The 14950-nt window shown below is 68.1% G+C and carries 11 protein-coding genes; all 11 read left to right on the top strand.

The genetic code is table 11. The features are described from left to right. Positions 1–23 precede the first annotated feature (23 nt). Positions 24–1229: a UDP-galactopyranose mutase gene (gene glf / locus ACLBW1_RS03050; protein ID WP_447810017.1), complete on the top strand. Its 1206-nt coding sequence runs from the start codon at positions 24–26 to the stop codon at positions 1227–1229. Next, entirely contained in the window at positions 1230–3119 is a 1890-nt protein-coding gene (locus tag ACLBW1_RS03055) for a glycosyltransferase (protein WP_447810019.1), read from the top strand. It begins immediately after the preceding gene. Next, positions 3100–3723 (top strand): phosphatase PAP2 family protein, encoded by a 624-nt coding sequence (locus ACLBW1_RS03060; protein WP_447810020.1) that lies wholly within the window; start codon positions 3100–3102, stop codon positions 3721–3723. Before ACLBW1_RS03055 ends, ACLBW1_RS03060 begins: the two co-directional genes overlap by 20 nt. Further along, positions 3720–4646, top strand: a complete 927-nt coding sequence (locus ACLBW1_RS03065; RefSeq protein WP_447810021.1) for a decaprenyl-phosphate phosphoribosyltransferase — start codon at positions 3720–3722, stop codon at positions 4644–4646. The genes ACLBW1_RS03060 and ACLBW1_RS03065 overlap by 4 nt, the downstream gene beginning before the upstream one ends. Next, the gene (gene zomB, locus ACLBW1_RS03070) at positions 4621–6615 is read left to right on the top strand and encodes a flagellar motor control protein ZomB (RefSeq protein WP_447810022.1); all 1995 of its coding nucleotides are present in this window, start codon (positions 4621–4623) and stop codon (positions 6613–6615) included. Before ACLBW1_RS03065 ends, zomB begins: the two co-directional genes overlap by 26 nt. 360 nt (positions 6616–6975) lie before the next feature. Then, a complete protein-coding gene (locus tag ACLBW1_RS03075; RefSeq protein ID WP_447811120.1) occupies positions 6976–7911 on the top strand; it encodes an alpha/beta hydrolase in 936 nt (311 codons plus the stop codon). Between the two features lie 222 nt (positions 7912–8133). After that, on the top strand, positions 8134–10014 hold the full coding sequence (locus tag ACLBW1_RS03080) for an alpha/beta hydrolase-fold protein (RefSeq protein ID WP_447811122.1): 1881 nt from the start codon (positions 8134–8136) through the stop codon (positions 10012–10014). A gap of 81 nt (positions 10015–10095) precedes the next feature. Then, complete coding sequence (locus ACLBW1_RS03085) at positions 10096–10629, top strand: DUF732 domain-containing protein (protein WP_447810023.1); 534 nt, start codon at positions 10096–10098, stop codon at positions 10627–10629. A gap of 7 nt (positions 10630–10636) precedes the next feature. Beyond that, on the top strand, positions 10637–11632 hold the full coding sequence (locus ACLBW1_RS03090; protein WP_447810024.1) for a cutinase family protein: 996 nt from the start codon (positions 10637–10639) through the stop codon (positions 11630–11632). A 109-nt stretch (positions 11633–11741) separates the two neighbouring features. Next, positions 11742–12743: an LLM class F420-dependent oxidoreductase gene (locus ACLBW1_RS03095; protein ID WP_447810025.1), complete on the top strand. Its 1002-nt coding sequence runs from the start codon at positions 11742–11744 to the stop codon at positions 12741–12743. A 300-nt stretch (positions 12744–13043) separates the two neighbouring features. Beyond that, a complete protein-coding gene (gene fadD32, locus ACLBW1_RS03100) occupies positions 13044–14942 on the top strand; it encodes a long-chain-fatty-acid--AMP ligase FadD32 (RefSeq protein ID WP_447810026.1) in 1899 nt (632 codons plus the stop codon). The last annotated feature ends 8 nt before the right edge of the window (positions 14943–14950 follow it).

Raw genomic sequence — 14950 nt, forward strand, 5'->3', positions numbered from 1 at the left:
GGGGTCCGTTACCCTGAGGCCCCGTGGCACCTGACAACGCAGCACCCGATTCCTCCTACGATCTGATCGTCGTGGGGTCCGGTTTCTTCGGACTCACCCTCGCCGAGCGCACCGCGTCGCAACTGGGCAAACGGGTCCTCGTGATCGACCGCCGGAACCACCTCGGTGGCAACGCGTACTCCGAGCCCGAGCCGACCACGGGCATCGAGATCCACAAGTACGGGGCGCACCTGTTCCACACCTCCAACAAGGTCGTGTGGGACTACGTCAACCAGTTCACCGACTTCACGAACTACCAGCACCGCGTGTTCGGTCTCTACGAGGGCCAGGCGTACCCGCTGCCGATGGGCCTGGGCATGATCAACCAGTTCTTCGGCAAGTCGCACACCCCCGATGAGGCCCGCGCGCTGATCGCCGAGCTGTCCGCCGAGTTCGACAGCGACACCGCGGAGAACTTCGAGGAGAAGGCCATCAGCCTGATCGGGCGCCCGCTCTACGAGGCGTTCATCAAGCACTACACGGCCAAGCAGTGGCAGACCGATCCGAAGAACCTGCCCGCCGGCAACATCACTCGTCTGCCGGTCCGCTACACCTTCGACAACCGCTACTTCAACGACACCTATGAGGGACTGCCGGTCGACGGCTATACCGCGTGGCTGCAGGCCATGGCGAACCACGACCTCATCGAGGTGCGCCTGGAGACCGACTGGTTCGACGTGCGCGACGAGATCCGGACCGCGAACGCGGGCGCCCCGGTGATCTACACCGGCCCCCTCGACCAGTACTTCGACTACGCCGAAGGTGAGCTCGGTTGGCGCACACTCGACTTCGAGACCGAGGTGCTCGAGACCGGCGACTACCAGGGCACCCCGGTGATGAACTACAACGACGGCGACGTGCCGTTCACCCGCATCCACGAGTTCCGGCACTTCCACCCCGAGCGGGACTACCCGAAGGACAAGACGGTGATCATGCGGGAGTACAGCCGCTTCGCCGAGTCGGGCGACGAGCCGTACTACCCCATCAACACCCCCGACGACCGCACCAAGCTGGCCCGCTACCGCGATCGCGCCAAGGCCGAGACCGCCTCGCACAACGTCCTCTTCGGTGGCCGCCTGGGCACCTACCAGTACCTCGACATGCACATGGCGATCGCGAGCGCGCTGACCATGTTCACCAACACCGTGGCGCCGCATCTGCGTGACGGCGCGCCGCTGGTGGAGTCCTAGGTGACGGCGACGACGCTGCTGCAGCGCGTCATCTTCCCCCGCCGGGGAGAACCGCTCGACGTCCGCGCGCTCTACCTGGTGGAGTCGGAGAACAACGCCCGCCGCGCGCACGCCCCGACCCGCACATCGGTGGCGCTGGGCGCCGATTCCGAGGTCAGCTTCGAGACCTACTTCAACGCCTTCGCCGCGTCGTACTGGCGTCGCTGGAGCATCCTCGAATCGGTCGTGCTGCGTGTCGAGGTCGTCGGCACCTGCCGTGTGGACGTCTACCGCTCGAAGAGTGACGGCGCCCGCATCGGCATCGGCGGCGACCTGGTGCCGCTCGATCCCGAGACCGGTACCGGCGTCATCGAGTTCACCCTCGACCTCGGCCCGTTCGAGGACGGCGGGTGGATCTGGTTCGACGTCACCACCGATACCGACGCCGAGATCGTCGCCGCGGCCTGGTACGCCCCGATCGACGCCCCCGGGGGCGACGACACCCGGCGCGTCACCATCGGCATCCCGACCTTCAACCGTCCCGACGACGCCGTCGCCGCGCTCGCGGCCCTCACCTCCGACCCCCTGGTCGACGAGGTCATCGACGCGGTGATGATGCCCGACCAGGGCACCAAGCTCGTGCGCGAGCAGGACGGGTTCGATTCCGCCGCAGCCGCTCTCGGTGACCGTCTGCGGATGTTCAAGCAGGGCAACCTCGGTGGCTCCGGTGGATACTCGCGCATCATGTACGAGGCGCTGCGCCAGACCGACAGCCCCTACATCCTGTTCATGGACGACGACATCGCGATCGAGCCCGATTCGATCCTGCGGGCGCTGGCCATGTCGCGTTTCGCGCGGGACCCCATGCTCGTCGGCGGACAGATGCTCAACCTGCAGGACCGCAGTCACCTGCACTGCATGGGCGAGAGCATCGACCGCAACCGCTTCATGTGGACCGCGGCTCCGTTCGTCACCTACGACCACGACTTCGCGAAATACCCACTGCGCGACCGTAAGAAGTCGAAGAACCTGCACCGCCGCATCGATGTGGACGGCAACGGCTGGTGGATGTGCATGATCCCGCGGCAGTGCGCGGAGGACATCGGACTGCCGATGCCGCTGTTCATCAAGTGGGATGACTGGGAGTACGCACTACGTGCCCGCAAGGCCGGCTACCCGACCGCGACGGTGCCCGGGATCGCGATCTGGCACATGGCCTGGAGCGACAAGGACGACGCCATCGACTGGCAGGCCTACTTCCATCTGCGTAACCGGCTGGTGGTCGCAGCCATCCACCACGACGGCCCGGTGAAGGGCATCGTCACCTCCATGGCCAAGGCCACGGTGAAACACTTGCTGTGCCTGGAGTACTCGACGGTCGCGATCCAGAACGAGGCCATCCGCGACTTCCTCGCCGGCCCCGACCACATCCGCGACCTGCTGCCCACCGCGCTGCCGAAGATCGCCGCGATGCGCAAGCAGTACCCCGACGCCGTGGTACTGCCGTCGGCGACGGCGCTGCCCCGCACCAGCGGTGAGGCCACCGGCCTCGGCGTGAACCAGCCGTCGAACCCGATCTCGAAGGTCCGGTCGCTGGGGGCCGCCGTGGTCAACAACCTGCGCCCCGCCGATCCGCGACACCACGAGGTACCGCAGGCCAACTACCCGCCGATCGAGGCCCGCTGGTTCAGCCTCGGCCGCGTCGACGGCGTGACCGTGACGACCGCCGACGGGCGGGGTGTGGTGTACCGGCAACGCGATCGCGACATCGCCGCGGCACTGCTGCGGGAGTCGTTGTCGCTCAACCGACAGGTGAAGGCCCGGTTCGACGAGATGCGCACCACCTACCGCGCCGCGGCCGCCGACCTCACGAGCGAAGAGAGCTGGGAACGTGTCTTCTCCCAACAGTGACCTCGAGCCGACCGGTGAGGACGCGGTCCTCGTCGCGATCCAGTCGGCGCTGGCCGACCGCCCGGGGATCCTGACCATCGCCCGCGGCATGTCGCACGTCGGTGAGCACGCGCTCGGATGGATGGCCGCCGCGGGTGTCGGTGTCGTGGTGTCGGGACTGCGCGGCGACGACGTCGCGCAGGCGCGGTACGCGCAGGCCGGTGTCGGTGCCTTCGGTGCCCACGCGGCCTCGGTGATCATCAAGCGGATCGTGCGTCGCCCGCGGCCCGAGCACCCCCGCATCGCCGTCGGGGTGTCGACCCCGAGCCGGCTGAGCTTCCCCTCGAGCCACGCCACCTCCACGACCGCCGCGGCGATCCTGCTCGGCCGGGCGGCCGGTCTGCCGCCCGCGGCCCTGCCCGCGGTGCTGGTGGCGCCCATGATGGTGTCGCGACTCGTGTTGGGTGTGCACTATCCGTCCGACGTCGCCGCCGGTGCCCTGGTGGGAGCCGCGTGTGCAGCCGCGACCACGCGCAGTGACAGACTGGCTGCGCGCGTGACGCCACGGGTGTGGCGTGCCCTGAGCAGTTCTCGGGGACCGATGCGCGGCATGGGAGTGAGATGAGCGAGGAGCCGGTCGAGACCGCCGAGGTCAAGGGCCCGCCGAAGAACCTGACGAGTGGGCTGATCAAGGCCGTCCGTCCGCGGCAGTGGGTGAAGAACGCACTCGTGCTGGCGGCTCCGCTGGCCGCCGGTGCGGTCGACGACGGCACGGTGCTCTCCCGCGCGGCGATCGCCTTCGTCGTGTTCTGCATGGCCGCGTCGTGCATCTACCTCGTCAACGACGCCCTCGACGTCGAGGCCGACCGTGCGCACCCGACCAAGCGTTACCGGCCGATCGCCGCCGGCGTGGTGCCGCGGTCGTTCGCCTTCGTCCTCGCGATCGTGCTCGGTGTGGCCGCCCTGGGCCTGTCGTTCCTGGCCAACTGGCAACTCGCCGCTGTCATCGCGGTCTACATCGGCATCCAGCTCGCCTACTGCTTCGGCCTCAAACACCAGGCCGTCCTCGACATCTGCATCGTCTCGTCGGGCTTCCTGCTGCGTGCGATCGCCGGTGGTGTGGCCACCGAACTGCCCAACGGTCTGTCGCAGTGGTTCCTGCTGGTGATGGCCTTCGGGTCGCTGTTCATGGCGGCGGGCAAGCGCTACGCCGAACTACAGCTCGCCGAACGCACCGGCGCGAAGATCCGCAAGTCGCTCGAGTACTACACGACCACCTACCTCCGGTTCGTGTGGACGCTCTCGGCCACCGCGGTCGTCCTCTGTTACGGGTTGTGGGCCTTCGACAAGGAGGCCGGTCACACCGACAACGTCTGGTACGCGGTGTCGATGGTGCCGTTCACCGTCGCGATCCTGCGCTACGCCGTCGACGTGGACGGCGGTCAGGCCGGTGAGCCCGAGGAGATCGCGCTCGGGGACCGCGTCCTGCAGTTCCTCGCGGTCGCCTGGTTAATATGCGTGGGTGTCGCGGTCTACATCGTCAGCTGAAGCTGACATCACCGATCGCACAGCCATAGCCGCCGAGCGCCCCGCGAGCGCGTTCTCCCGTGCCCGCGCGGCCCTGCCCGCGGGAACCTTCACCATCAGTGCCGTGGTGGTCGCCGCCCTGTTCGCCTCGGGCGCCTGGCAACGCCGCTGGATCGCCGACGACGGGCTCATCGTGCTCCGCACGGTCCGCAACCTCCTCGCCGGCAACGGCCCGGTGTTCAACAAGGGCGAACGCGTGGAGGCCAACACCTCCACGGTGTGGACCTACCTCATCTGGTTCTGGACGTGGATCACCGACGCCCAGATCGAGTACGTGGTGCTGTGGATCGCGCTGGTGCTCTCGGTCGCCGCGCTGCCACTGGCGATGTTCGGCACCTATCGGCTGCTCGGGATGTCGGATCGGGCGCCCGCCGCCGGCCGTGCCGCGCTCGTCCTCGTCGTCCCGCTCGGCGCGCTCGTCTACATCGCCCTGCCGCCTGCCCGCGACTTCGCGACCAGCGGACTCGAGGTGTCGCTCTGCATCTTCTGGGTCGCGGTCCTGTGGTGTCAGCTGGTCGCCTGGGCGCGTCGGTCGCCGGAGGCCACCGGGGTGCAGGCAGGGGCATCGACCCTGGCCCTGGCGTTCACGGCCGGGCTCTCGCCGTTGATCCGTCCCGAACTGGCCATCGTCGGCGCGTTGGTGCTGCTGCTGGTGTTCGCCACCACGATGACCTGGCGCATGCGGATCGCCTTCGTCGCGGTCGCCGCGGTGCTCCCGGTCGGCTATCAGATCTTCCGGATGGGCTACTACGGACTGCTCATCCCGAACACCGCCGTCGCCAAGGATGCGAGCGGCTCGAAGTTCGAACAGGGGTTCCGCTACCTCGGCAACCTCTTCGGGCCCTACGTCCTGTTGTTGCCGTTGATCGTGGCGCTGCTGGCGCTGGCGCTCGTATGGTTCGCGCGGTCGCGGTCGCTGCCCACGCCGGTCCGCAGCGCCTCGGTCGGTCGCGTCGCGCGGTTCCGATCACGCCTGCGGTCGCCGGGCGCGGTCGTGGTGGTCGTCCTCGTGGCCGGGCTCGTGGAGGCGGTGTACTGGCTGCGGCAGGGTGGCGACTTCATGCACGCGCGCGTGCTGCTCGTCCCGCTGTTCCTGCTCATGCTGCCGGTGATGGTGCTGCCGATCTCGGTGCCCACCTCCCTGCGGGGCGCGGGTGCCGCCGGGGGCGGGATCGTCGGTGTGGGTGTCGCGATCGCGTCGACGGCCTTCTTCGTCACCACCGTGGTGTGGGCGATCGTCACCTCGCACTCGCCCGGTATGCCCAACGGCACCGACATCGGTCGCAGCGGCATCGTCGACGAGCGGCGCTATTACATCCAGAACATCGGCATAGAGCATCCGGTCACCGCCGAGGACTACCTCAACTACCCGCGTATGCGCGCGATGGTCGAATCGATCGCCGAGCACTCCGACAAGGGCGGCGTGCTGCTGCCCTCGGGCAACTACGACGAGTGGTACTACGACCCGCTGCCGGTCCCGCCGCCGCCCGGTGTGCCCAAGCAGATCACCGTCTTCTTCCTGAATCTCGGCATGACGAGCATGAATTCGTCGCTCGACGTCCGGGTGATCGACCAGATGGGACTCGCGTACCCGATCGCCTCGCACACCGAACGTCTCGAGGACGCACGCATCGGTCACGACAAGGACCTCGACACCGAGTGGGTGATCGCCGAGAGCGGTGCCGTGCCGGTGTACCCGTTCCTCCCGCTCTACCTCGACCAGGACTGGGTGCGACAGTCCAAGGCGGCGTTGACATGCAAGCCGACGCAGGACCTCATCGCCTCCTACGAGGCGCCGATGAACCTGACGCGGTTCCGCCGGAACCTGGTGCAGTCGTTCGATTTCACCGACTACCGCATCGATCGCGTGCCGCGGTACGAGCTGCAGCGGTGCCGGATCCCGATCCCCGCGCCCGTCGGCCAACGCTGATCCGTGACGTTCGAGATCTCAAACATATCGGTTGTGTAACGCGGTGCCGTCTTCGACCGATATGCTCACACGGACCGGTTTCGCCAGGTCACGCCGGTGTGACGGTTTGCCGACGGAACAGGTTCACAGGTTTGTCAGACGCAATTGCATCCAATAGGCTCCGTTCGGCGCACGTGGAGAGCTCTGCGTTGCCGAATTGAGATGGTGACGGTCGGCCGGTTCGGCGTCGTCGTACGCCGATAGACCACCGACCCCGTCGGTGTCGATCAAGAACCGACTCCGTCGGTGTGGACAGAGAGAGAGCACTACTCGATGCGTGTGAGTACACGAGCCCACAGGTCCGGGACCCAGTTCTCGATGATGAAGCGCCTGGTGGCCGCGTTCGTGGCGCTCGCCGCGATGTCGTCGGTCGCCGTGGTCGTCGGATCGGGCACCGCCTCGGCCGCCCCCCGCGTGCAGCAGTACTTCATCGACGGCTGCGGTATGCCCGCGGTGAAGGTGCGCATGTGGACCAAGCCCGGCAACTACAAGACCGTCATCGCTCTCGACGGTCTGCGCGCCACCAACGACATCAGCGGCTGGGAGCACAACACCCGCATCCAGGACATGGCCGACTCCGGCGTCAACGTCGTGGAGCCCATCGGTGGACTGGCCAGCTTCTACAGCGACTGGAACGCGCCCAGCAACTTCAACAACCAGCCCTACCGCTACCGGTGGAGCTGCGCGATCAACCAGCGCCTGATCCCCGAGCTCGACCGCCGCGGCCTCGCCGTCGGCCGCACCGGCAAGTACGCGATCATGGGCATCTCCATGGGCGGCAACTCCGCCATGGTCATCGGCGCGAACAACCCGCGCATCGACCACATGTTCTCGATGTCGGGCTACCTGAACCTCTCCGCGCCCGGTATGCGCGAGGCCATCCGTATCGCGTTGCTCGACGCGGGCATCGAGGCCGGTGTCGGCCCGTTCAACTCCGACTCGATGTGGGGACCGCCCACCAGCGCACGCTGGCTGGAGAACGACCCGTTCGTGCAGATCGGCAAGATGCGCGGCAAGAAGGTCCGTGTCGCCTCCGGCAGTGGCCTGCAGGGTCGCTTCCCGACGGACTTCCTGGGTCTCATCCAGGGCGCCCCGCTCGAGGCGCTGTCGCTGGCCCAGTCGCGTGCCTTCCAGGTGCAGGCTCTGGTCAACGGCGTCCAGATCACCTCGGACTTCCCGTCCACCGGTCTGCACGCCTGGGGCTACTGGTCGGACATGGTGTTCCGCGCCAAGAACCAGGGCTGGTTCCGGGACTGATCCCCGCCCGGGACCGGTGAGTCACAGAAACCTCACAAGTCCCATAAATTCACAGCAGTCACAGTGTGGCGTCCACACTTCGCAGCGCCCTACGTGTAGACCTCTACACGTAGGGCGTTCTGCTGCCGGTGCCAATGCCGGATTCGGTCACTCGACCGGGGTCGACGGTGTACGAGGCCGTCGAACACGAGCAGAACCGTTGTGGCGAAGGAGTATCGGTCGATGCGGGTGTGGCGGCGCGGAGTTCTCGGGGCAGCAGCCGGTCTGACCGCGCTTCTCATGGTCAGTGGCACGGGCGTCGCGGCGTCGGCGCCGGACGGTTCCGATGCGCCCGCCTCGTCGGCGCCGGCCTCCTCGGCCGATCCCGCCCCCGCAGCCACCTCGGTGGCGCCGGTGGCGGGCGTTCGCGTCACCAACACCTTCTGGTACTCCGACCGCCGCGTGGCCATCTGGGTCTACTCGCCCGCGATGGGCACCAACATCCAGGTGCAGATGCTGCTGGCCCGCGACTGGAACCAGTCACCCCAGGAACGCTTCGCGCAGCTGTACATGCTCGACGGCCTGCGCGCCCAGAACGACAACAACGGCTGGACCATCAACACCGACGTCGAGAACTTCTACAAGGACAAGAACGTCAACGTCGTGCTGCCCGTCGGCGGCGAGTCGAGTTTCTACACCGACTGGAAGCAACCCGACAACGGCAAGAACTACCAGTGGGAGACGTTCCTGACCAAGGAGCTCCCGCCGATCCTGCAGGGACAGTGGCGTTCCACCGACGTCCGCGGCGTCGAAGGCCTGTCGATGGGTGGCAGTGCCGCGATGATGCTCGCCGAGCGCAACCCGGGCTTCTTCCGGTTCGCCGCGTCGTTCTCGGGCATCCTGCAGCTCAGCTCCTTCGGCATGCCCCAGGCGGTGCAGTTCGCCGTCCGCGACGCCGGTGGATACGACTCGGCCAAGATGTTCGGGCCGCCGTCGGATCCGGCGTGGAAGGAGCACGACCCGTACCTCCTCGCCGACAAGCTCAAGGGCGTGAGCCTCTACGTGTCGTCGGGCAACGGTCTGCTCGGTCAGTACGACACACCCTCGACGCTGCCGTACCTCGCCACCAACTACGCCGGGGTCGGACTCGAGGTGCTCTCCCGCGTCACCTCCACGCAGTTCGCCACCAAGCTCAACCAGCTCGGCGTCGCCGCGCAGGTCGTCTACCGACCGTCGGGCACGCACACCTGGAAGTACTGGGAGTTCGAGATGCACCAGGCGTGGCCGCAGGCCGCACGTGCGCTCGGGGTCGCCTCCGACACCCCCAAGTGCTCGGTGAGCGGTGCGATCGCGCCGGTCTCGGCCAAGCACCGCGAGCTCGGCGAGTGCCTCACGCCGGAATACGGTGTGCCCGGCGGCCGCGCGCAGGACTTCCGCGGCGGACGGGTCATCTGGTCGGCCTCGACCGGTGCCCACGTGGTGGCCGGCGCGATCGGCGGCGCCTACGTCGCGGCCGACGGCCCCGGCGGATACCTCGGGTTCCCGGTGAGCGACGAGCTCGGCACCCCCGACCGCAAGGGACGTCTCAACAAGTTCCAGCGCGGCTACGTCTACTGGACCCAGGCCACCGGCGCCCACCCGGTGACCGGCGCGATCCTGGCCGACTGGGGCAAGAGCGGCTACGAGCGCGGACCGCTCGGCTACCCCACCGGCGACGAGGTCGACACCCCGAACGACAAGGGGCGCGTCCAGGGATTCCAGATCGGTGCCTACTACTGGACCGCCAAGACCGGCGCCCACTCGGTGCAGGGCGAGATCATCAAGAAGTACGCCAAGACCGGCTACGAGGGCGGCTACCTCGGCTTCCCGACCAGCAACGAGATCGGCGCGGCCCGCGGCGGTAGGTTCAACCGCTTCGAGGGCGGCAACATCTACTGGACCCCGGCCAAGGGTGCCTTCGCCCTCCCGAGCGGACCGGTCTTCGACGCCTGGGCGACCGTCGGCTTCGAGGGCGGCCGCCTCGGCTACCCGATCAGCGACCAGTTCCAGGTCACCGGCGGTGACCGCGTGAACTTCGAACGCGGGTACATCGAGGTCGTCAACGGGGTCGCGACCATCCGCTGAGGCGATTGCGTAGCCTGGCGCAGGCCGTCGGGACACGCGGGCGTCTCCGGCGACGACCGACCAGATCAGCGAGGACGTGAGATGAACAAGCAGTGGATGCGGGTGTTCGTGGCGACCGCAGGGGTCGCGGTGACCGTGGGTGTCGCCGGGTGCGGCAGCGGCGACTCCACCGTCAGTGCCCCCGACAGCGTGTCGAGCTCGGTCGCGGTGACCTCGTCGCCGGCGTCGTCGGCACCCGCCTCCTCGGGCTCGGTGTCGTCCACCGCGGTGAGCGGCACCCCGGAATCCGGTTCGGCGGCAACGGCTCCCGGCACCCAGAGCTCGGCGCCGGCCGGGTTCCCCGGTGGCGCGACGCCGGCACCGCAGGGCAGCAAGGGCGCGGCCTACCTCGCCGAACTCAAGCGCGTCGGCGTGACGTTCCCCAACGATCCCGACAATGCGATCGCCTTCGCGACCGCTGAGTACGTGTGCTCGAGCCGGTCCTCCAACACCGACGCACTGCAGATCAAGACCTACGTCACCGCGTTCGTCGCGTCGGGCACCACCGACGCCGCCGCGGCCTCGGCCAAGGCCGACAAGGTGATCGCGGCCGCCACCTCCACCTACTGCAAGTAGGCCGTAGATGCCTCCCCGGCCCCGCACCACCGATCCGCGCCGCCGTCGGCGTCGGATCGTCATCGGCGTGATCCTCGGCGTCGTGGTGCTCGCGATCATCGCGATCGTTCTCGTGATCGCGCTCATCATCTCGCTGTTGCGGCCGTCCCCGCCCGGGCCCGGGCCCGGCACACCGCCGCAGAGCAGTTCGCAGCGTCCGAGCGCGCAGTCGGCCGACTGCCCCGACGTGCAGGTGGTCGTCGTGCCGGGTACGTGGGAGTCCTCGGCGAACGACGACCCGTATGCGCCGTCTGCGAACCCGGCATCGTTGATGCTGAAGGTGTCGCGGCCGTTGGGTGAGGCCTTCCCGGGCTCGCGCGCCGACGTCTACACGGTTCCCTACGTGGCACAGTTCCGGAACCCGACGAACCCGGCCGACCGCACCACCGACTACAACACCTCACGCGCGCAGGGCACCGCCCGCGCCAAGGGCGAGATCACCGAGGTCAACCGGCGGTGCCCGCTGACGAGTTATGTGTTGATGGGCTTCTCGCAGGGAGCGGTGATCGTGGGCGACATCGCCTCCGACATCGGCAACGGCCGCGGACCGGTCGCGCAGGACCTGGTGCTCGGGGTGGGGCTCATCGCCGACGGTCGACGTCAGCCCGGTGAGGCGAAGACGCCGGGCCCCGATCCGAAGGGTGTCGGCGCCGAGGTGGCGCTCGGCGGGTTCGGCGGGATCGTCCCCGGCATCGCGATGACGGGTGGGCGTCCGGGCGCCTTCGGTGACCTCAAGGACCGCACATGGTCGATCTGCGCCGAGGGTGACCTCGTGTGCGATTCGCCGACCATCCTCAACCCCCTCGACGCCCTCGGAAAGCTCGCGGGCGCCATCAACAACCCGGTGCACGCGCTCTACGCGACGACGCGGTACTGGAACGACGACGGCGCCTCGGCCACCCGATGGATGTTCGGGTGGGCCCGCTCGGTGATCTCCGATGCGCCCCGCCCGCCGCACACCTGACCCTTCCCACCATCGACTGGAGTTGGGCGGGGCACGCCGCGCACGTATTGTTTCCGGCGTTCACCCGACCGATTCACCCCCGCTGATCGACGAGACATGAGGAGTGCCGATGACGACCGACGCAGCCGCCACCACCCCGGCGTTGCGCCCGTTCCGATTCGCGGCCGGCGGTGAGGGAAACCGTGACGAGGGTGGCGCCCGAAAGTTCGTGGCGCTGGCCCAGCGGGCCGAGGAGTACGGGTTCGACACCTTCGCCATCCCTGATCACCTGGAGAACCAGGTCGGTCCGCTGGCCGCGCTCGGAGCGCTGAGTCAGGCGACCAGCACCATCCGCCTCGCGACGACCACGTTGGCGGCCGGTATGCGACACCCCGTGGTGCTGGCGAAAGAGGCCACCACCATCGACGTCCTGTCCAAGGGGCGCCTCGAACTCGGCATCGGTGCGTCGTGGCTGCGCGAGGACTTCGAGTCGGCCGGTATCCCGTTCGGCACGCCGGGCGAACGCCTGCGCCAGCTCGACGAGGCGCTGCAGATCCTCGACGTGCTGATGCGCGGTCAGGAGTGCACCTTCTCGGGTGACTACTACCAGGTCAACGGGGTCGTCGGGGCCCCGCGTCCGCGGCAGGGTCCGCGGCCGCCGATCATGGTCGGCGCCGGCGGTCCGCGCATGCTCGAGGTGGCCGCACGGCACGCCGACATCATCTCGGTCGCCACGGGCAGCACGCCCGACGGCAAGCTCAAGCTGTCGGACATGACGATCGAGAAGACGATGGAACGCGTCGACCGGATTCGTCAGTCGGCCGGTGAGAGGTTCGACGACATCGAGTTGAACTGGACGATCGCGACCATCATCATCACCGACGACCGGGAGTCGACCGCGGAGATGGTGCTCGGCGCCATCGACAGCGGGTTCCCGCCGAACATGGCCAAGGACGCCGACCTCACCGTCGACGACATCCTGACCTCGCCCTACATCATGTGCGGGTCGTTCGAGGAGATCGCGGAGCAGATCCGTACCGTGCGCGAGCGCACGACGATGTCGTACGTGGGGGTGTTCCCGACCCAGATGGATGCCTTCGCGCCGGTGATCCCGTTGTTGAAGGGGACATGATGCCGGGCCTGCGCAGTGATCGGCGATCACAGTTTGCAGGGGTGAACCCGGCAGACCGTTCGCAGCGGCTAACATACTCGGAGTTTGACGTGCCATCGGCAGCGTCGGCCGTGGGGAGCCGAGGGTGTCGGTCACACAGTGGTGCGTGCAATCGGAAGGAAACGCTGGGGGACGGATCCGAGGTCAGGTCATCGACGACTGCCCGACGATTCCCGGCGCCGCCGAGACACGACGTGGCTCGGCTGTAGCGACGACGACGGCGACCGACGATCGAGGTAGACGATGCCAACAGGAGTCCAGATGAAGAGCGCGTTCGACGATTTTCTCGACGAAACCGGCAATCTCCACTTCACCGAGGAAGACACCCTCTACTCCTATGTCGAGCGGAACGTCCGGGAGAAGGCCGACACCCTCGCCTACCGATTCATGGATTACAGCCGCGAGCGTGACGGCGAGGCCATCGAGCTGACCTGGGCACAGTTCGGCAAGCGACTGCGCGCCATCGCCGCCCGCCTGCAGCAGGTGACCTCCCCGGGCGACCGGGTCGCGATCCTCGCCCCGCAGTCGCTGGAGTACGTCATCGGGTTCTTCGGCGCGCTGTACGCGGGCAACATCGCGGTGCCGTTGTTCTCGCCCGACGAGCCCGGCCACACCGACCGTCTGCACGCCGTGCTCGGCGACTGCACGCCGTCGGTGATCCTCACCGCCACCAAGTCGGCCGAGGCCGTCCGCGACTTCTTCAAGCCCCGCCCGGCCAAGGAGCGTCCGCGCGTCATCGCCGTCGACGCCGTCCCCGATTCGGTGGGTGAGACCTGGAAGCCGCCCACCCCGCGGCTGCACGACATCGCGTACCTGCAGTACACCTCCGGTTCCACCCGCACCCCGGCCGGTGTCGAGATCACGTACGAGTCGGTGTCGGCGAACGCCCTGCAGATGATCGGCGCCATCCAGCTGACCGAGAACTCGCGCGGCGTCACGTGGCTGCCGATGTTCCACGACATGGGCCTGTTGACCATCATCATCCCGGCACTCGGCGGGCAGTACATCACGATCATGAGCCCGGCGGCGTTCGTGCGCCGGCCCGGTCGGTGGATCAACGAGCTCGCCGCATTGAGCGACGGCGCCGAGACCTTCGCCGCCGCACCGAACTTCGCCTACGAGCACGCCGCCGCACGCGGGCTCCCGCGTGACGGCGAGAGCCTCGACCTGAGCAACGTCATCGGCCTCATCAACGGCAGCGAGCCGGTCACGGTCAGCTCGATGAACAAGTTCAACGAGGCGTTCGGCCCGTACGGGTTGTCGAAGACCGCGATCAAACCGTCGTACGGCATGGCCGAGGCGACGCTGTTCGTCTCCTCAACCCCCCGCGACAGCGAGGCCAAGGTCATCTACGTCGACCGCGACGAGCTGAACGCGGGCCGTTTCGCGGTCGTCGACCAGCACGCACCCGGTGCCGTCGCGCAGGTGTCGTGCGGCCAGGTGTCGGTGAGCCAGTGGGCCGCGATCGTCGATTCCGAGACCGCCACCGAGCAGCCCGACGGACACGTCGGGGAGATCTGGCTCAACGGCATCAACCTCGGACACGGCTACTGGGGTCGGCCGGAGGAGACGAAGGCGACCTTCGGCAACACCCTGACCAACCCGCTGCCGCAGGGCAGCCACGGTGACGGTGCCCCGCGCCCCGACCGCTGGCTCAAGACCGGCGACTACGGCGTGTGGCTCGACGGTGAGCTGTACGTGACCGGCCGCGTGAAGGACCTCGTCATCGTCGACGGCCGCAACCACTACCCGCAGGACCTCGAGTTCAGCGCGCAGGAGGCCAGCACCGCGCTGCGCCCCGGGTTCGTCGCCGCGTTCGCCGTCCCCGCGAACCAGCTGCCGCCCGAGGTGTTCCAGTCCTCGGCCAGCGGACTGAAGTTCGACGCCGACGACGCCTCCGAGCAGCTCGTCATCGTCGCCGAGCGCAACACCGGAAAGCGCACCGATCCCTCGGAGGTGGCCGACATCGTCCGTGCGGCGATCGCCCAGCGCCACGGTGTCATGGCCCGCGATGTGCTGATGGTGCCCGCAGGATCGATCCCCCGTACCTCCAGTGGCAAGATCGCGCACACCGCCTGCAAGAACGCCTACGTCGACGGAACGCTGCGCGGTGGGTACACCCAGACAGCCTTCCCCGACGCCCCCGACGCCACTCCATAGACTGGACC

It is taken from the genome of Williamsia sp. M5A3_1d, from assembly GCF_053345315.1.

Excerpts from the sequence above, each read along its gene's own strand:
- ACLBW1_RS03065 (WP_447810021.1), top strand. The coding sequence starts at position 3,720 with ATGAGCGAGGAGCCGGTCGAGACCGCCGAGGTCAAGGGCCCGCCGAAG.
- ACLBW1_RS03075 (WP_447811120.1), top strand. The coding sequence starts at position 6,976 with ATGAAGCGCCTGGTGGCCGCGTTCGTGGCGCTCGCCGCGATGTCGTCG.
- ACLBW1_RS03080 (WP_447811122.1), top strand. The coding sequence starts at position 8,134 with ATGCGGGTGTGGCGGCGCGGAGTTCTCGGGGCAGCAGCCGGTCTGACC.
- ACLBW1_RS03085 (WP_447810023.1), top strand. The coding sequence starts at position 10,096 with ATGAACAAGCAGTGGATGCGGGTGTTCGTGGCGACCGCAGGGGTCGCG.
- ACLBW1_RS03090 (WP_447810024.1), top strand. The coding sequence starts at position 10,637 with ATGCCTCCCCGGCCCCGCACCACCGATCCGCGCCGCCGTCGGCGTCGG.
- ACLBW1_RS03095 (WP_447810025.1), top strand. The coding sequence starts at position 11,742 with ATGACGACCGACGCAGCCGCCACCACCCCGGCGTTGCGCCCGTTCCGA.
- fadD32 (WP_447810026.1), top strand. The coding sequence starts at position 13,044 with ATGAAGAGCGCGTTCGACGATTTTCTCGACGAAACCGGCAATCTCCAC.